General features: G+C 71.1%; 15 protein-coding genes and 1 riboswitch. Of the genes, 2 read left to right on the top strand and 13 right to left on the bottom strand.

Going from position 1 to position 16,269, the window contains the following annotated elements; genetic code table 11:
* Window positions 1-46: 46 nt before the first annotated feature.
* Entirely contained in the window at window positions 47-898 is an 852-nt protein-coding gene (locus tag ACFWYM_RS19950; protein WP_384838474.1) for a sulfurtransferase, read from the bottom strand.
* Window positions 899-1,204: 306 nt separating this feature from the next.
* Between ACFWYM_RS19950 and ACFWYM_RS19955 the strand changes: the two genes are divergently transcribed.
* The gene (locus tag ACFWYM_RS19955) at window positions 1,205-2,011 is read left to right on the top strand and encodes a VOC family protein (protein WP_384838476.1); all 807 of its coding nucleotides are present in this window, start codon (window positions 1,205-1,207) and stop codon (window positions 2,009-2,011) included.
* Between the two features lie 86 nt (window positions 2,012-2,097).
* Here the strand turns inward: ACFWYM_RS19955 and ACFWYM_RS19960 are convergent, their stop codons facing one another.
* The 10 genes from ACFWYM_RS19960 to ACFWYM_RS20005 all read right to left on the bottom strand — a co-directional run bounded on the left by ACFWYM_RS19960 (window position 2,098) and on the right by ACFWYM_RS20005 (window position 13,753).
* A complete protein-coding gene (locus ACFWYM_RS19960) occupies window positions 2,098-3,123 on the bottom strand; it encodes a 2-dehydropantoate 2-reductase (protein WP_384838479.1) in 1,026 nt (341 codons plus the stop codon).
* Window positions 3,120-4,394 carry a cytochrome P450 gene (locus tag ACFWYM_RS19965; protein WP_384838481.1) on the bottom strand — a complete coding sequence of 425 codons (1,275 nt, stop codon included), beginning with the start codon at window positions 4,392-4,394 and terminating at the stop codon, window positions 3,120-3,122. Before ACFWYM_RS19965 ends, ACFWYM_RS19960 begins: the two co-directional genes overlap by 4 nt.
* 8 nt (window positions 4,395-4,402) lie before the next feature.
* A complete protein-coding gene (locus ACFWYM_RS19970; RefSeq protein ID WP_384838484.1) occupies window positions 4,403-4,756 on the bottom strand; it encodes a MoaD/ThiS family protein in 354 nt (117 codons plus the stop codon).
* A 16-nt stretch (window positions 4,757-4,772) separates the two neighbouring features.
* Window positions 4,773-5,432, bottom strand: coding sequence for a hypothetical protein (locus ACFWYM_RS19975; RefSeq protein ID WP_384838487.1), 660 nt, complete (start codon window positions 5,430-5,432; stop codon window positions 4,773-4,775).
* Window positions 5,432-6,208 (bottom strand): DUF5825 family protein, encoded by a 777-nt coding sequence (locus tag ACFWYM_RS19980; RefSeq protein ID WP_384838489.1) that lies wholly within the window; start codon window positions 6,206-6,208, stop codon window positions 5,432-5,434. The genes ACFWYM_RS19975 and ACFWYM_RS19980 overlap by 1 nt, the downstream gene beginning before the upstream one ends.
* The gene (locus ACFWYM_RS19985; RefSeq protein WP_384838837.1) at window positions 6,205-8,064 is read right to left on the bottom strand and encodes a RiPP maturation radical SAM C-methyltransferase; all 1,860 of its coding nucleotides are present in this window, start codon (window positions 8,062-8,064) and stop codon (window positions 6,205-6,207) included. The genes ACFWYM_RS19980 and ACFWYM_RS19985 overlap by 4 nt, the downstream gene beginning before the upstream one ends.
* 249 nt (window positions 8,065-8,313) lie before the next feature.
* The gene (locus tag ACFWYM_RS19990) at window positions 8,314-8,964 is read right to left on the bottom strand and encodes a thymidine kinase (protein WP_384838492.1); all 651 of its coding nucleotides are present in this window, start codon (window positions 8,962-8,964) and stop codon (window positions 8,314-8,316) included.
* Between the two features lie 92 nt (window positions 8,965-9,056).
* A complete protein-coding gene (locus tag ACFWYM_RS19995) occupies window positions 9,057-10,247 on the bottom strand; it encodes an alkaline phosphatase family protein (RefSeq protein WP_384838495.1) in 1,191 nt (396 codons plus the stop codon).
* Window positions 10,247-10,843 carry a DUF5998 family protein gene (locus ACFWYM_RS20000; protein ID WP_384838498.1) on the bottom strand — a complete coding sequence of 199 codons (597 nt, stop codon included), beginning with the start codon at window positions 10,841-10,843 and terminating at the stop codon, window positions 10,247-10,249. Before ACFWYM_RS20000 ends, ACFWYM_RS19995 begins: the two co-directional genes overlap by 1 nt.
* Window positions 10,844-10,894: 51 nt before the next feature.
* Window positions 10,895-13,753 (bottom strand): GNAT family N-acetyltransferase, encoded by a 2,859-nt coding sequence (locus tag ACFWYM_RS20005; protein WP_384838501.1) that lies wholly within the window; start codon window positions 13,751-13,753, stop codon window positions 10,895-10,897.
* A gap of 176 nt (window positions 13,754-13,929) precedes the next feature.
* Here ACFWYM_RS20005 and ACFWYM_RS20010 point away from each other — a divergent pair, with 176 nt between their 5' ends.
* A complete protein-coding gene (locus tag ACFWYM_RS20010) occupies window positions 13,930-14,211 on the top strand; it encodes an HPr family phosphocarrier protein (RefSeq protein WP_030021209.1) in 282 nt (93 codons plus the stop codon).
* A 167-nt stretch (window positions 14,212-14,378) separates the two neighbouring features.
* Here ACFWYM_RS20010 and ACFWYM_RS20015 read toward each other — a convergent pair whose 3' ends face one another.
* Together ACFWYM_RS20015 and ACFWYM_RS20020 are read right to left on the bottom strand one after the other, a co-directional pair.
* The gene (locus ACFWYM_RS20015; protein ID WP_384838504.1) at window positions 14,379-15,083 is read right to left on the bottom strand and encodes a GntR family transcriptional regulator; all 705 of its coding nucleotides are present in this window, start codon (window positions 15,081-15,083) and stop codon (window positions 14,379-14,381) included.
* A 202-nt stretch (window positions 15,084-15,285) separates the two neighbouring features.
* The gene (locus tag ACFWYM_RS20020) at window positions 15,286-16,074 is read right to left on the bottom strand and encodes a M23 family metallopeptidase (RefSeq protein ID WP_384838507.1); all 789 of its coding nucleotides are present in this window, start codon (window positions 16,072-16,074) and stop codon (window positions 15,286-15,288) included.
* A 12-nt stretch (window positions 16,075-16,086) separates the two neighbouring features.
* Window positions 16,087-16,250: riboswitch (cyclic di-AMP (ydaO/yuaA leader) on the bottom strand.
* Window positions 16,251-16,269 lie beyond the last annotated feature (19 nt).

Genomic DNA, 16,269 nt, shown 5'->3' on the forward strand with positions numbered 1-16,269 from the left:
CACCGGCAGTCCGGTGCGGGCCCCCTCGTACGTGCGGAAAGGCCGCCTACTGTGGGTCCGGCCCCGTCGCCACCGGGCGCGCGGGATCCGAGGACCACTCCGACCAGGAGCCCACATAGAGCGCGGCGTCGATGCCCGCCACCGCGAGCGCGAGGACCTCGTGCGCCCCCGAGACGCCCGAGCCGCAGTACACGCCGACCTGTGAAGTCCCGGACGCACCCAGGGACTTGAAGCGGTCGGCGAGCTCGTCGGCCGGCTTGAACCGGCCGTCCTGCGCGACGTTCTCCGTGGTCGGCGCCGAGACCGCACCCGGGATGTGGCCGCCGACGCGGTCGATCGGCTCGACGTCGCCGCGGTAGCGCTCGCCCGCGCGCGCGTCCAGGAGGAGCCCCGACCGGGCCAGCGACGCCGCGCCGTCCGCGTCCAGGAGCCCGGCCGCGCCCGGGGCGGGCACGAAGGTTCCCTCCTCCGGAGCGACGGTGCCCGACTCGAGCGGGCCGTCCCAGGCGGCCAGGCCGCCGTCAAGGACGCGCACCGCCTCGTGCCCCGTCCAGCGCAGCAGCCACCAGGCGCGCGCCGCGGCCCAGCCCTGCCCGCCGTCGTACACGACGACCGGCCGGTCCGCGCTGACCCCGGCCGCGCGCATGGCCGCACCGAAACGTGCGACGTCCGGCAGCGGATGGCGCCCCGCCGCGCCCGCCGGCCCCGCCAGATCGGCGTCCAGATCCACGAAGACCGCACCGGGGACGTGCCCCTCCTCGTAGGCGGCCCGGCCGTCGAAGGGGGCGGCGCCCCCGGCCTTGGCCGTGCTGAGCTGCCAGCGGACGTCCAAAAGAAGCGGCGGGTTCTCGCCCGTCGACTCGCTCGCGAGTTCGGATGCGGAGATGATGGCATTCATGGGCCCATCCTTGCGCATGGGGTAGCCCCGCCGTTCAGGTCCAGTTACCCTGCACCGCCGGAATACGCGTCGTAGGGAAGCGCGCACGCTGTGTGCAGCGAATCGATATCGCTCGGCAACTACGCGTTAACGGATGAGAAATGGCAAACCGGGCATCCCTGCGAGGGAAGTCGTAGCGAAGCTGACAGAAGCGGCGCGGTTGGGGAGCGCGTCGCGCGAGGTGGTGCGAGCATCTGCACGGGCGCGCATGCGCGCGGCGAGGGTACGCGCGTTCGGGAACCATGAGGGGTCGAGGAGAGAGTGACGATGACCGAGGCACGGGGGTCGGCGGGCCGACGCGAGAGCGCGGACACCGTTCGGCACACACCCGGCACACCTTGCTGGGTGAGCCTGATGGCGCACGGCCTGGACGCGACCCAGGAGTTCTACGGATCGCTCTTCGGCTGGGAGTTCCAGCCGGGACCCGAGCAGCTCGGGCCGTATGTTCGCGCCATGCTCGACGGCCATGAGGTGGCCGGCATCGGCCAGTTGCCGCCCGACCACCACCTGCCCATCGCGTGGACGCCCTATCTCGCGTCGGACGACGTCGACGTGACGGCCGAGGCCGTACGGCACTGCGGCGGGACCATCGGCGTCGGGCCGCTCGACGCGGGCGACGCCGGGCGGATGGCGATCGCGTCGGACCCGTCGGGCGCGGTGTTCGGGATCTGGCAGGCCGCCGAGCACGTGGGCACGGCCGTGTTCGGGGAGCCCGGGGCGCCCGCGTGGAACGAGCTGCTCACCCGGGAGACCGCCACGGTCGGGAAGTTCTACCAGGCCGTCTTCGGATACGAGGAGGAGGCCGTGGTCTCGGCCGACTTCGACTATCTGACGCTGCGCGTCCAGGGCCGCCCGGTGGCCTCGGTGCACGGCGTCGGCCAAGCCCTGCCGCGCGACCGGGGCGCGCACTGGATGACGTACTTCGAGGTGGCCGACGTGGACGAGGCCGTGGAGCGGGTCACCGAGCTCGGCGGTCACGTCCTCAAGCCCGCGCGCGTGGGCACGCACGGGCGGGTGGCGACGGTGGCCGACCCCGAGGGTGCGGCCTTCACTCTCGTACGGTCGAACGCCTGACCATCGACGGATCAACCGAACACTCCGCATCGGGCCCAACCCCTTGTGCGGCAAGAGGGTTGGGCCCGTTGCCTGTTGCCGAGGCGCTACTCCTGGAGTGACCGCTCCGCCGCCAACGCTTCCCGCGTGGCGAGCAGCTCGTAGAGCGTCTCCAGGAGCGGCGCGGGCTGTCCCGCCTTCTTCGCGAGGCGTACGGCGGCGCCGGTCCACGCCTCCAGCTCGGACGGGCGGTCCGCGAGGATGTCGCGCTGCAGCGAGGTCGCGGCCTCGGGGGGCTGGCGGTCCATGAGGCCGGTCGCCGTGTCCACCGCGTTCTCCGGGAGTTTGATCCCGAGCCTGAGGGCGGTCTCGTGGATCTCCCGCATGCCCGTGATCAGCATCTTCCGCGTGCCGGGGCGGGAGCGGAGCTCGCCCATGGTCGCCCCGCCGGTGGCGGCCCCGAGGCTGCCGACGGGCACCACCAGCAGGAACTTCGCCCACAGGTCCGCCCAGATGTCGGCCGGCTCCGGCACGGCCACCGAGGCGGCGCGCAGCGCCTCGCGCAGCCGTTCCACCCGCGCGGAGGTGCCGCCGTCCCACTCGGCGAAGGCCAGCGCGCCGGGCGGGCCCATGTGCCGCACCTCGCCCGGTCCTGTCCGTACGGCCACGACCCGGGGCAGGCCGGGCAGCACCCGGTCGCGGCCCAGGGCGGCGGCGACTTGTCCGGGGGCCTCGACGCCGTTCTGCACGGTGATCACGGCGGTGTCCGCGCCGACCATCGGGGAGAGCGTGTCGATGGCCGCCGCCAGCTGCGGGGTCTTGACGCTCAGCAGGACGAAGTCGACCTCGCCGATGTCCGACGAGGCGTCCGAGGCGTGAACGTCCGCCATGGACACGGCACTTGGGGCGGCGCCCGTGCCCTCGGCGCCCGTTCCCTCGCCTGCCGTTCCCTCGCCTGCCGAGCCGTCGATGACGCGCAGGCCGTCGCGTCGGAGTGCCGCGAGGTTCGCGCCGCGCGCCAGGAACCGCACGTCCTGCCCTGCGGCCGCGAGCCGGCCGCCGAAGTAGCCGCCGATCGCGCCGGCGCCGACCACGGCGATGCTCGGGCCGCGCAGTTTTCCGGTCACGGTCATCCGTCCTCACTCCTTCTCGGCAGCCGCGTGCCCACGCGCAGGGGCAGGGCCTCCAGGCCGCGGCTGAGTGAGCTGTCGGAGAGCCAGGCGATCTCCTCGGGCGCCACCGCGAGCTCCAGCTGCGGCAGCCTGCGCAGCAGCGTGGTGAAGGCGATCTCGCCCTGGAGGCGGCCCAGCGGGGCCCCCACGCAGAAGTGCGGGCCGTGGCCGAAGCCCAGGTGGTGGTTGGGTGAGCGGGTGACGTCGAAGTGCTCCGGGTCGTCGTACACCTCGGGGTCGTGGCCCGCGGCGGACAGGGACAGGTGCACGAAGCTGCCGCGGGGGATGTCCACGCCGCCGAGCTGCATGTCCTGAGCGGCGATCCGCAGCGAGGCCCAGGAGGCCGCCCCCTCGTACCGCAGGATCTCCTCCACCGCCGAGGGGACGAGCTCGGGCCGGGCGCGCAGCAGGGCGAGCTGCTCGGGGTGGCACAGCAGCAGCGCCGTCCCGTTGCCGAGCATGTTCGCGACCGTCTTGTGCCCCGCGATGAGCACCAGGAGGATCGTCGAGAACAGCTCCCGCTCGCTGAAGACGCCCTCGTCCTTGCCCCGGATGAGATCGCTCAGCAGGTCGTCCCGCAGATCCGAGCGGCGCTCGGCCACCAGCCGTCCGAAGTAGTCGACGAACTCCTCGGTCGCCGCCCTGAGTTCGGCCTCGGACGTGTGGAACGGGTCCTGGCTGAGGACGTAGCCCCACTGGTGGAACAGCGGCCGGTCCGCGACCGGGATCCGCAGGTACTCGCAGATCACGGTGAGCGGCAGCGGCAGGGCGAACTCGGTCAGCAGGTCGACCTCGCCGGACTCCGGGAAGGCGTCGATGAGGTCGTCGACGATGTCCTGGATGCGGGGGCGGAGCCCGGCGATCCGGCCGGGCACGAAGGCGCGGCTGATGGGTCTGCGCAGCCGGGTGTGCTCGGGCGGGTCGGCGAACCCGAGGTTGCGGACCATCAGGAGGCTGTCGGCCAGGGCCTTGTCCCGGAAGCGCGGCGGCAGGTTCTCTACCTGCTTGGACAGGCGCGCGTCGCCCAGGGCCTGTTCGACGGCCCGGTGCCCGAGGACCGCGAACGCGTCCGCGCCCGGCGGGTAGTTGATCCGGTGGACCGGGCACTTCGACCTGAGCTCCGCGTTGGCCGCGTGCGGGGACGGTCCCGGATCGGTGAAGAATTCCGTGGGCAGTACGGCCGGTGTGTCCGGGGCCGAGGTCGTGTCCGGCCTCTCCGTGGTGTCCGCCACCGTGGCTCCTAGAACCCGGCTCGGCAGCCGCCCGCGACGGCCGGGATGATCCAGACGACATCGCTCTGGGCCACCTCGGTGTCGAGGCCGTCGACGCTCCGGATGTCGGTGTCGTTGCGATAGACGTTGACGTAGCGCTTCACGGCGCCTTCCGCGTCGATGATCCGCTCGATGACGCCGGGGAAGTCCTGGTCGAGGCTGCGCAGCACCTCCCCGATGGTCTTCCCCGCACCCGATATCTGCCGCTGCCCGCCGGTCAGCGCGTGGAAGGCGGCAGGGAGCCTGATGGCCACGACGGGTGCCGGAACAGTCTCGTCGACGCTCTGGAGGTCCGCGCCGACGGTCTGCGTAGAACTGGGCATGTCTTACGTCTCCTCGCTAGGAACCTGTTATCTCTGACTCTTCGTGGATCTCGGCCGGGATCCGCAGGTCGAGCCTGTCGGACTGGTCGGGCCCGGGCCGCCAGGCCGCCACGCGATGGGCGACGACGCCGTCCCGCGTGTGCACGTACCAGATGACGTTCACGGGCCAGCACGACTGCCGGAAGAGGTATTCGTCCATGCGCGTCGGCAGCTCGCTGAGCTCCTGTGTCCGCTCGTGCGGCGGGCCGATCTCGTGCCAGTCCGGGTGCGAGTGGATGGAGCCCATCAACTCCAGGCCGTTCGCGGCCTGTCGCCGGATCGCCGCGAAGACGCCCTCTTCGTCGCACCAGAATCCGCGGCCCGGATTCCGGTAGACCTCACCGAACTGCGGCGCGATGATCGTCTCGAACTCGTCCATGACGTCTTCGTCGTCACCGCGGATGTTCAGTACGAACTCGATGTCACTGATGATGATCTCGGCGCCGGTCACCTGCCCGAACAACAGGCCCGAGGCGCGCGGCAGATGGCTGGGGATTCCCTCGGCGTCCCGGCTGTCCAGACACTTCTGGTACTCCTCCGCGGCATTGTTGAGAAAGCGCCGGGCGGGCTCCGGCTCGAAGTGAACCAGCTGCGGCAGGTCCCCGAACAGCGCCATGTCGTCGATGCGGTCGGACACTAATTACCTTCCTCCAGTTTCTTTCCGGCGGCGGCCAGAGTTCCCCCCAACAAGGCCGCGCCCAGGGGCCAGGTGCGCATGTGCACCGGCAGCGTCACGCAGTGCTCCCCGACACGCAGGAGCAGGCCCTTGTCCACCAGGTCCCGGGCGGCGCCGGCGTGCTGTGCGTCCTGGGTCACCTCGGACCAGGCGCAGCCGGCGAGTGCGCGGGAGAAGACGTCCATCAGGGCGGGATCGTCGACGATGATGCGCCTGGCGGATTCGGGGCGCTGGTCGACGACCGACAGGAATGCCGGGCCCTTGCGGAAATAGAGGAGCCCGAAATGGTCGGCGGACCGCCACGCTCCGGTGGCTGCGGATGCGTTGTCCCGCACCGTGATGCGGCCGGGGGCGGGCAGATGGTCGAGCCGCTCGATCAGGCCGCTCTGTGCCGCGCCCAGAATCAGCGACCAGTCGACCTGGACGCCGATCGAGGAGCATTCACGGAGCACGGCAATGGTCCGCACGATCGCCTGGTCGGACAGCGCGGAGAAATCGGCGTCCGCCGCGAACCTGACGCGGGCGACCGGTACTCGCGGCAGCAGTCCCGCCAGTTCGGTGGCGGCGGGGAGTTCGGCCCCGTCGGCCCCGTCGGCCCCGTCGGCCCCGTCGGCCCCGTCGGCCCCGTCGGCCCCGAGAGTCAGCGTGGCACTCCCCGGTGGATCGGCCGTCGTCGTCACGCCCTCCGTATTCGATGCCTGTGTCCTGAACTCGTCGATTCCCATCAGCATGCTCATCGCGCCGCTGACACCTCCCTGCCTTCGATCAGCTTCCGGCGGTACGGGTCGACCTCGAGCGCGACGCTCACATAGCGCCCCTCGTCCTCGAAGGCGAGACCGCGGTCGACGAAGTAGCGCAGCATTTCCTCGACTTCGCCGTCCTCGACCTGATATCCGCTGTCGGTAAGACGCCGTCGTACGCCCTCGACGCCCGCGCCCTGGAACATGCCGAGATACACATTGCTCCTGCGCTCGTCCAGCACGATCACTTCCTCGGGCCAGCTGGCACGCCGGTCCTCGATGACCACACGGCCCCGCTCGTCGCTCCAATAGGAGAGGTCGCTGCGCGCATACGCCTTGGCCCATTCCTCGACGCCCTGCTTCAGCTCGTCCTCGATGGCGCCGACGATTCCCTGGTCGGTGGTGTCGAAGAGATAGACCAGGTCGTGCAGTTGGTCCTTCGGCACCTGATAGATGAACTCGTAGATCTCGGCCGGGCGCCGGAACATGAACCCTTGGGAGGGTTCTTCGAAGTAGGGGCTGAACCGCTCGAGGGCGATGCGCCAGGCTCCGGTCGGCGGCTGAAGATGTTCGAGCGTGGCGAACTTCTTCATCAGGGCCCGGTATTCCTCCTCGGTCTCCCCCGGGAACCCGTAGAGGATGTTCCAGGTGACGTTGAGGCCCAGGTCCTCCGAGTCCCGAAGCAGCCGTACGTTGTGCGCGGCGCTGACGCCCTTGTCCATCAGGCGCAGCACATGATCGGTCAACCCCTCGATACCGGGCTGGACATAGAGCACATTCGCCTCGCGGAGGCTGCTCAACTGCTTGCGCGTCAGGTTCGACTTGATCTCGTAGTGGATCCGCAGATCGCATTCGAGATCGGCCAGCTCCGGCATGACCGTGTTGATGTACTTCATGTCGAGGATGTTGTCGACCATCACCAGATCGAGGACCTGATAACGCTCGGCGAGATCCCGCACTTCCTGGGCGATGCGCGCCGGGGCCTTGCTCCGGAAATCGATGTTCGAGCCGTTCAGGCCGCAGAACGTGCACTGGTGGCGCTCGCCCCACCAGCAGCCGCGCGAGGTCTCCATCACCAGCATCGGGCTCACGTGCTCCCGGACCGGCGACGCCTTGAGCGCCTCGAAGTAGCTGTCGTAGTCCGGCGCGGGCACCGCCGCGAACGGCAGCGCCCCCTTCGCGGGGTCGTTCGCCACCGAATGGCCCTCGGCGTCGCGCCAGCTGAGCCCCGGCACGTCCGCGAAACTCGCGCCCTGGGCGATGCGGTTGAGCAGCGCGGGCAGAGAGCGCTCGCCCTCCCCGCTGACCACGAAATCCATCTGGTCGAAATTCCGGTGCAGGGTGGCGCCCTGCTGCCCGTCGCAGTTGCTGCCGCCGAGCACCGTCCGAATGCCCGGCACAAGGCGCTTCAGCTCCTTGGCCAGCGCGAGGGACGGCACATTCTGCATGAAGGTGCTGGTGAATCCGACGACGTCCGGCGGGTCGGCGGCGATTTCGACCGCGAGATCCTGGATGAACTTCCGCGCGTACTTCTGCATGTGCACGGGAATGGCCGGGTCGATGCCGCGCTCCGTGAGGAACTCGGCGAACTCGTCGACCAGATAGCTGTCGACGTCGTACAGGGGCGGCGTGAACACCCAGTCGCCCACACCGTGGAATACCTGCACGGCGACGTCTTCATAATCCGCCGCCGTGATGGTGCCGTCGCTCTCTCGCATCAGATGCTCGGCCCAGCGAAGGCTGACGTACATCTCGTCGACGGTCCAGCCGGCGGCGCTTCTGCGAGCGCTCGGCCCCAGAATTCCCAGGGCGCTCGACGGGGTGTCAAGTCCTTGCCACGGCATGGCGATCATCAGGAGTCTCACAGGATGCCCACCCTTGAAGTTCTGTCGATTGCAGAGACGCGCAGGGCTACATCAACAGAGAAGCAGCTTCCTGGAGTTGATCATTCAGCCGGGACAGACTCATGAATGAAGGAAAAAGGCACCCTGACACACGCGCAGCTGAACACCCGGATGAACACGCAGGTGAACGCCCTGATGATGGGCGCGGTGAATGCCTTGATGAATTCCGTGGCGAAAGAGAAAGAAGGGAGCGCCGCGTCAGGCAGGGACGATCGGCAGCACGTCCGGCGACAGCGCCGCCGCCCGCGCCGCGGCACTCGTCATCCGCTTCCGGTGATGGCGCCGGCACAGCACCTCGTACCCGACCTCCGCCATCGAGCGGTCCACGTCCCCCACCACGACCTGCTCCCCCTCGACCACCATCTCGCCGCCCACGGTGCGCGCGTTGTGCGTGGCCCGCGCCCCGCACCAGCACATCGCCTCGACCTGGAGCGTCTCGACCCGGTCGGCCAGTTCGATCAGCCGCTGCGAGCCGGGGAAGAGCCGGGTGCGGAAGTCCGTGGTGATGCCGAAGGCGAAGACGTCGAGCTCCAGGTCGTCGACGACCCGGGCGAGCTGGTCTATCTGTCCGGGGGCCAGGAACTGGGCCTCGTCCACGATCACGTAGTCGACCTTGCCGCCCTGCGAGAGGCTCTCCACCACGTGCCCGTACAGATCGAGGTCGGGCTCCGCCTCCACCGCGTCGGTGACCAGGCCGAGGCGGGACGACAGCTTGCCCTCGCCCGCGCGGTCGTCCCGCGTGAAGATCATGCCCACCAGGCCGCGGGCCGAGCGGTTGTGCTCGATCTGCAGAGCCAGCGTGCTCTTTCCGCAGTCCATCGTTCCGGAGAAGAACACCAGCTCGGGCATGGGGAGTTGAGAACCTTTCGGTACGTACGGGGAGAGGGGCGCCCTCAAGGGCGTACGGGATCAGGAGCGTGTGGGATCAGGAGCGTGCGGGATCAGGAGCGGACTTCGAGGAGCGGCACCAACTGTTCGACGGGGGTCATGGAGCCGTGCATGCCGACCAGGGCCGACTCCTTGGGCTCCAACTGCGAGGCGATGATCGCGACGTCGTCGTGGGCCGCGGCGATGACGTCGCCGAGCCGCTCGTACACACGTTGATCAATGTGTGGACCGAACCAGCCCGCCGCGATCGCCTCGTCCCGGCTCGCCACCCAGAACTGCTCTCCGAGGACCTCGCGCCAGACGGTCAGCACGTCGTTCGCGGCGCCCGGCACCGCGTACACATGGCGGGCGCGGCCCTCGCCGCCGAGGAGGGCGACCCCGGCACGGAGCTCCCAGTCCTCGTCGAAGTCGACGCGGGACTGCTCGTCGAAGGGGATGTCGAGCATGCCGTGGTCGGCGGTCACGTACAGGGCGCTGCGCGGCGGGAGTTGCTCGGCCAGGCGCTGGACGAGCCGGTCCACATACATGAGTTGACCGCGCCAGGCGTCAGAATCAACACCGAAGCGGTGTCCCTTGCCGTCCACCTCCGCGTAGTACGTGTAGACCAGCGAACGGTCGCCCGCCGCCAGCTGCTCGGCGGCGAGGTCCATGCGGTCCTCTCCGGAGAGACGGCCGCGGAACGTTCCGCCACTGAGGGCGATCTTGGTGAGCGGGGTGTTCTCGAAGTGCGGGGACGAGACCTGCGCGGTGTGCACGCCCGCCTCGTGGGCCTGCTGGAAGACGGTGGGGTGGGGCTGCCACGCGCGCGGGTCGGTCCACGGGTTCCAGCGGAGCTGGTTCATCAGCTCGCCGGTGGCGGGGTTGCGCACGGTGTAGCCGGGCAGTCCGTGTCCGCCCGGGGGCAGGCCGGTGCCGACCGAGGCCAGCGAGGTGGCCGTCGTCGCGGGGAAGCCCGCGGTGATCGGGCGGCCCGTGGCGCCCCGCGAGGAGGCGATCAGGGACGTCAGGAAGGGCGCCTCGGCCGGGTGGGCCCGCAGCTGTTCCCAGCCCAGGCCGTCGATCAGGAAGACGCAGTTGCGGTCGGCCGGGGCCAGCTCGGCGATGCGCGGCGCCTCGAAGCCGGGCACGCCCTGGTGGGCCACCAGCGTGGGGAGCAGATCGGCGAGCGAGCCCGCGCCGTACTCGGGCACGGGGGCGGAGGCGACGGCAAGGGGCTGCACGTCGTCCCAGGCGGGCAGCGACATCAGCGGCCGGTGTCCCGGGTCGCCGCCGTGACCTCGGAGAGGGCCTGGGCGAAGGCGAGCGTCTGGCGCACCGCGTCCGGGCCGTCGCCGGCCTCGCTGACGCGCAGGCTGAGGTCGTCCGCCGTCGAGTTGCCCGTGTAGCCGTGGTCCGCCTCGCAGTTGGGGTCGCCGCAGGCCGCGGGCTCCAGGTCGATGCGGGAGACGGCGCCCCAGCCGATGGTCAGGACGACCTCGCGGGGCAGCGTGCCGGGCACGTACTTCTCGGGGTTGGCGACGACGCGGCTGAGGACCACGGAGGAGATGCGGCCGATCTTCACGGACTCGGTGGACGTCGTCGCGTACGGCGTCGGGGACGTGCTGTCGGCGGCCTGCTCGTCCGTGTGGCTCACGATGAAGCGGGTGTCGGTCAGGACGAGGACCGTGACGTGCCGGCGCACCTCGTTCGCGTCGAACGTCGTCTCCTGGTGGACCAGGTACGACCCGATGGACTCGCCGCCGATCGCGGCCTCCACCGCCTCGGCCACGAGGGCCGGGTAGTAGCCGCTGCGCTCGATCGCCGCGCGCAGCCCCTGGGTCGTCGTACCGGTCTTTGCCATGCCCTCCATCCTACGGCCCGGCAGGGGGCGCGCAGTGCCCCCATGGCGGGCTCAGTACACGGGCAGCGTGCGGGGGCCGAGGTCGGTGCGCGCGGGCGGCGGCGCGAGCCGGACGGAGGCGCCGAGCACGGTCAGGCCGCGCTGGGCGACGACCACCGGCTCCAGGGAGACCGCGACCACTTCGGGGTGGTCGTCGACCAGGCGGGAGACGCGCAGGAGCAGCTCTTCGAGGGCGGCGGTGTCCACGGGTGCGGAGCCGCGCCAGCCGAAGAGGAGGGGCGCGGTCCGGATCGACCGGATCGCCTGGGCAGCGTCCCGTTCGGTGACCGGGATCAGCCGGTGCGCGGTGTCGCCGAGCAGCTCGGACGCGGCGCCCGCGAGGCCGAAGGAGAGCACGGCCCCGGCGGCGGGGTCGAGCACGGCGCGCACCACGGTGTCGACGCCCCGGGGCGCCATGCCCTGGACGACCGGGCGCAGCTCCTCGGGCGTGCCGAAGGTCTCGGTCAACTCGGCGTAGGCACGGCGCAGTTGGTCCTCGTCGGCCAGGTCGAGCCGGACCCCGCCGAGGTCGGCGCGGTGGCGCAGGTGGGGCGCCGTCGTCTTCAGGGCGACCGGGTAGCCGAGGTGAGCTGCGGCACGGGCGGCGGCGTCCGGGTCGGGGGCGGGCTGCGCGGCCTTCACGGCGATGCCGTACCGGGCGAGCAGGGCGTGGGCGTCCGGCCCCGCGAGGGTGGTGCCGCGGGCGTCGTCGTTCTTGGCGAGCAGGGTGGTGACGAGGTCGGCGGCGCCGCTCTCGTCGATGTCCTCGTACTCGGGGACCTTGCCGGGGTTGCCCGCGTCGCGGTGCCACTGGGCGTACTTCACGGCTTCGGAGAGGGCGCGTACGGCCCGCTCGGCGGCGGGGTAGGCGGGGAGCGTGCTGGTGCCGTGTCCGGTGAGGGGCGGGGGGTCGGCCGGCTGGGCGTCCTCTTCGGAGGCGGTTCCTTCGGAGAGGGCCGTTTCGGTGCCGGGGGCCGGAACCCGGGCGTCCGGCCGGGTCCGGGTGGCGGCGGCCAGCGCCTCGGCGAGCCCGCCGAGCTCGACGTGGACGACGGCCACCGGTTTGGCGGGGCAGCCCTCCGTGGCGGAGGTGAGGGCGGCGGCGAGGCCCTCGCCCTCGGCGGCGGACTCGTCGACGGACTCCCCCACCCAGGGGATCGCGGTGACGATGACGGCGTCGCACGCGCCGTCGGAGAGGGCCTCGGCGAGGGCGGCGCGGAAATCGGCGGGGGTCGCGGCCGTGGTGAGGTCCCTCGGGGGCAGCGGCCGCAGCCCCTCGGCGACGCAGGCGTCGTACGTGAGCAGCCCCAGCGACTCCGAGTTGCCGAGGATGGCAACCCGGGGTCCGGCGGGCAGCGGCTGTCCGGCGAGGAGGAGGCCCGCGTCGACCATCTCCGTGACGGTGTCGACCCGGATCACGCCCGCCTGCCGCAGCAGCGCCGAGACGGTGGCGTGCGGGAGGCGGGTGGCGCGCACCGCGTGGCCGGTGGGCGCGATGCCGCTGTGCCGGGCGCCCTGCACGACGACGAGGGGCTTCGCGGTGGCGGTGCGGCGGGCCAGGCGGGTGAACTTCCGCGGGTTGCCGATGGATTCGAGGTACATCAGCGTGACGTCGGTGTCGGGGTCCTCGTGCCAGTACTGCAGCAGGTCGTTGCCCGAGACGTCGGCGCGGTTGCCCGCGCTGACGAACGTCGACAGGCCGGCGCCGCGGCGGTGCAGTCCGGACAGGAGCGCGATGCCGATCGCGCCGGACTGGGTGAACAGACCGATGCGCCCGCGCGCGGGGGGCTGTGGTGCCAGCGAGGCGTTGAGGGCGGTCTCCGGAGAGGTGTTGATGACTCCGAAGGCGTTGGGTCCGATGATGCGCATCCCGTAGGAGCGTGCCTGGCGCACCAGTTCGCGCTGCCGCTCCCGCCCCTCGGCGCCGCTCTCGGCGTATCCGGCGGAGATCACCACGAGCCCCTGCACGCCCCGCTCCCCGCACGCGGCGACCACTTCGGGGACACGCTCGGCGGGCACGGCGACGACGGCGAGGTCCACGGAGTCGTCGATGTCGGCGACGGAGCGGTAGGCGGGCACTCCGTCGACGGGCGGCTGGTCCTCGACGTAGGCGGCGTTGACCGCGTACAGGCTGCCGGTGAACGCGGCCTCCTTGAGATTGCGCAGCAGGCTGCGGCCGACGCCTCCTGGGGAGCGGCCCACGCCGATCACGGCGACGGAGCCCGGGGTGAGCAGGCGCTGCACCGAGCGGGCCTCGGCGCGCTGCTCGCGCGCGTGCTGCACGGCGAGCGACCGGTCCGTCGGCTCGATGTCGAACTCCAGGCGGACGACGCCGTCTTCGAAGCTGCGCTTCTGCTGGTACCCGGCGTCCGTGAACACCTTGATCATCTTGGAGTTGGCGGGCAGCACCTCGGCCGCGAAGCGGCGGATCCCGCGCTCCCGGGCGACGGCCCCGATGTGCTCCAGGAGAGCGGAGGCGACGCCCCTGCCCTGGTGCGCGTCCTGTACGAGGAAGGCGACCTCGGCCTCGTCGGCGGGGGCCGAAGCCGCCATGCCGTTGGCGTCGATGCGGTCGTAGCGGACGGTCGCGATGAACTCGCCGCCCACCACCGCCGCCAGCCCCACCCGGTCCACGTAGTCGTGATGGGTGAAGCGGTGCACGTCCTTGGCGGACAGGCGCGGGTAGGGCGCGAAGAAGCGGTAGTACTTCGACTCGTCCGAGACCTGCTCGTAGAAGCTGGTCAGCCGGTCGGCGTCGGCCTCCGTGATGGGCCTGATCCGGGCGGTCCCCCCGTCGCGCAGCACCACGTCGGCCTCCCAGTGGGCCGGGTACGCATGCTGGTCCGACTGCTGATCCGACGGGGTCTGCATGGGGTCAGGGTACGGGTCGCGCGGGCGGTGGGGCCGGGGCAGGCTAGAGAGGTCGAAAGGCGGCCGGGACTCGGGACGTACGGCACGCACAGCGTGGACGGACGTCCGGCGGAGCACCTGTCGCGGCATGAGATAGTGGTCTAGACAAGTGTGAGACACCTGGAAGGCAGCAACACATGGCTGAGCGCCGCGTCAACGTCGGCTGGGCCGAGGGCCTCCACGCCCGCCCCGCCTCCATCTTCGTCCGCGCGGCCACGGCCGCGGGCGTCCCCGTGACGATCGCCAAGGCCGACGGCAACCCCGTCAACGCCGCCTCGATGCTCGCGGTGCTCGGCCTGGGCGCCCAGGGCGGCGAGGAGATCGTGCTCGCGTCGGACGCCGAGGGCGCGGACGCCGCCCTGGACCGTCTGGCGAAGCTGGTCGCGGAGGGCCTCGAGGAACTCCCCGAGACTGTCTGATCGCATATACGTGAAAGGGCCCGCCCGGATTTCCGGGCGGGCCCTTTCACGTGCCCGCGGGCCACTCATCCGTGACGGCCGGGCGGCATGAAAAGAGGGACACCCCGAAAAGCGGGCAGCACAAATCAAGCCCTGCGAATTACTTCTCTTTGTATACGGCGGCGCCGTTAATTCTGAACGCTCAGCGTGTTTACGGGATGTTGCGAATCCCTCACGCGATCGACGCCCCGCCGGCGCCCGAGCCCCGCGGGAAAGCGGAGGCGGTGCGCCGCCGTCGCGCGTTCCGCGTGCTGCGCGGTGAGGCCACGGGCCCGCTCCGCGTCGCCGCGGATCACCGCGTCGACGATCGCCGCGTGCTCGGCCCAGGACTCGGCGGGGGCGGCCGGCGGCTCCACCACGTACATCCAGGCGATCTTGTGCCGCAGCTGGGTGAGCAGCGTGGTCAGGCCCGGGCTGCCGGACGCCTGCGCGAGCGTCTCGTGGAACCAGCCGCCCAGGGAGCGCAGATCCTCGCTCTGGCCCCGCCTGGCGCGCTCCTGGCCGAGCCGCACGAGGCCGCGCAGCACCTTCAGGTGCGCCTCCGTGCGGCGCTGGGCGGCCCGGGCGGCGCCCAGCGGTTCGAGCAGCATGCGGACCTCCAGGAGGTCGGCGGCCTCCTGCTCGGTGGGTTCGGCGACGCACGCGCCCGCGTGCCTGCGCGTGACGACGAAGCCCTCGGCCTCCAGGGTGCGCAGCGCCTCGCGCACGGGGACGCGGGAGACTCCGTAGCGACGCGCGAGCAGATCCTCGGTGAGTCGGCCGCCCCGTTCGTAGACACCCGACACGATGTCGTCCCGAATGGCCGTGCATACCGAGTGCGCGGGAATGCGCATGACCGGACCTCCGCCTTAATCCCCGCGAAACGCGGTCGATTGACGCTCGCTCGTCAACTCTATTGCAGAGCCGCGGAATTTCCGACGGCGACCGGGAATCCATGGATTTCTTTTGGCCAAGGCTCCGAGGCTCGGGGGCCCGGAACGGCGAAGCCCCGGCTCGCGGTGGGCGAGCCGGGGCTTTCGGGGTGCGCGGTGGCCGTCAGACGTTGATGCCGTGCGAGCGGAGGTAGGCGACGGGGTCGATGTCCGAGCCGTAGTCCGGGGAGGTGCGGGCCTCGAAGTGGAGGTGCGGGCCGGTGACGTTGCCGGTCGCTCCGGAGAGACCTATCTGCTGTCCGGGGGTGACCGTCTGGCCGACGGAGACACCGATGGAGGACATGTGTCCGTACTGGGTGTACGTGCCGTCGTTCATCTTGATCACGACGTTGTTGCCGTAGGCGCCGCCCCAGCCGGCCTCGACGACGGTGCCCGAGCCGACGGAGTGGACCGACGTACCGGACGCGGCGTGGAAGTCGATGCCGGTGTGGCTGCCGGAGGACCACAGGCCGCTGCTCGCCTTGTAGGCGGTCGAGACGTACGAGCCGGCGATCGGGGAGACGAAGCGGTTCAGGCGCTTGCGCTCGGCCTCACGGGCGGCGCGCTCCTTGGCCTCGCGCTCCTTCTTGGCCTTCGCCTCGGCCGCGCGCTTCGCCTCGGCGGCCTTCTTCTTGGCGGCCTCTTCGGCCTTCTTCGCGGCAGCGGCGGCGTCGGCGGCTTCCTTCTGAGCGGTGGCCTGCGCGTCGATGCTGTCGGCGAGCGAGTCGCCGACGGAGATGGCCTGGGTGAAGCCGGTGTGCTCGACGGGCGCCTCGTCGGCGGCGAGCGCCGGAGCGGCGAGCCCTCCGATGACACCGGTCGTGGTGATCGCGGCGACACCCGCTACTTGCGCGGTCGTACGGGTGAGACGGCTCGGACGACGGTGCTTCCCGGTGGCACGGGTGAACGCCATGAAGCGGCTGATCCTTTCCTTCCCTCTCGCCTACCGGGTTAGCTGACGGGTTCGGAGCAGGAAGGTCTCCTACGGATCCCTCGCCTCGCGGCAAGGTGCCCGATTCACCCCAGGGGGACATGTGGGTCCCCGGCTCCCCTGGCTCGCGCCGTACGGGGACTCGGCGATGACTGTCCGGTGCCGCGGGTGCGGCGT

This window comes from Streptomyces sp. NPDC059009 (assembly GCF_042740175.1).
Taxonomy (GTDB): Bacteria; Actinomycetota; Actinomycetes; order Streptomycetales; family Streptomycetaceae; genus Streptomyces.

Coding starts and splice junctions, on each gene's coding strand:
- ACFWYM_RS19950 (WP_384838474.1), bottom strand. CDS start 898: ATGAATGCCATCATCTCCGCATCCGAACTCGCGAGCGAGTCGACGGGC.
- ACFWYM_RS19955 (WP_384838476.1), top strand. CDS start 1,205: ATGACCGAGGCACGGGGGTCGGCGGGCCGACGCGAGAGCGCGGACACC.
- ACFWYM_RS19960 (WP_384838479.1), bottom strand. CDS start 3,123: ATGACCGTGACCGGAAAACTGCGCGGCCCGAGCATCGCCGTGGTCGGC.
- ACFWYM_RS19970 (WP_384838484.1), bottom strand. CDS start 4,756: ATGCCCAGTTCTACGCAGACCGTCGGCGCGGACCTCCAGAGCGTCGAC.
- ACFWYM_RS19980 (WP_384838489.1), bottom strand. CDS start 6,208: ATGAGCATGCTGATGGGAATCGACGAGTTCAGGACACAGGCATCGAAT.
- ACFWYM_RS19985 (WP_384838837.1), bottom strand. CDS start 8,064: ATGATCGCCATGCCGTGGCAAGGACTTGACACCCCGTCGAGCGCCCTG.
- ACFWYM_RS19990 (WP_384838492.1), bottom strand. CDS start 8,964: ATGCCCGAGCTGGTGTTCTTCTCCGGAACGATGGACTGCGGAAAGAGC.
- ACFWYM_RS19995 (WP_384838495.1), bottom strand. CDS start 10,247: ATGTCGCTGCCCGCCTGGGACGACGTGCAGCCCCTTGCCGTCGCCTCC.
- ACFWYM_RS20000 (WP_384838498.1), bottom strand. CDS start 10,843: ATGGCAAAGACCGGTACGACGACCCAGGGGCTGCGCGCGGCGATCGAG.
- ACFWYM_RS20005 (WP_384838501.1), bottom strand. CDS start 13,753: ATGCAGACCCCGTCGGATCAGCAGTCGGACCAGCATGCGTACCCGGCC.
- ACFWYM_RS20010 (WP_030021209.1), top strand. CDS start 13,930: ATGGCTGAGCGCCGCGTCAACGTCGGCTGGGCCGAGGGCCTCCACGCC.
- ACFWYM_RS20015 (WP_384838504.1), bottom strand. CDS start 15,083: ATGCGCATTCCCGCGCACTCGGTATGCACGGCCATTCGGGACGACATC.
- ACFWYM_RS20020 (WP_384838507.1), bottom strand. CDS start 16,074: ATGGCGTTCACCCGTGCCACCGGGAAGCACCGTCGTCCGAGCCGTCTC.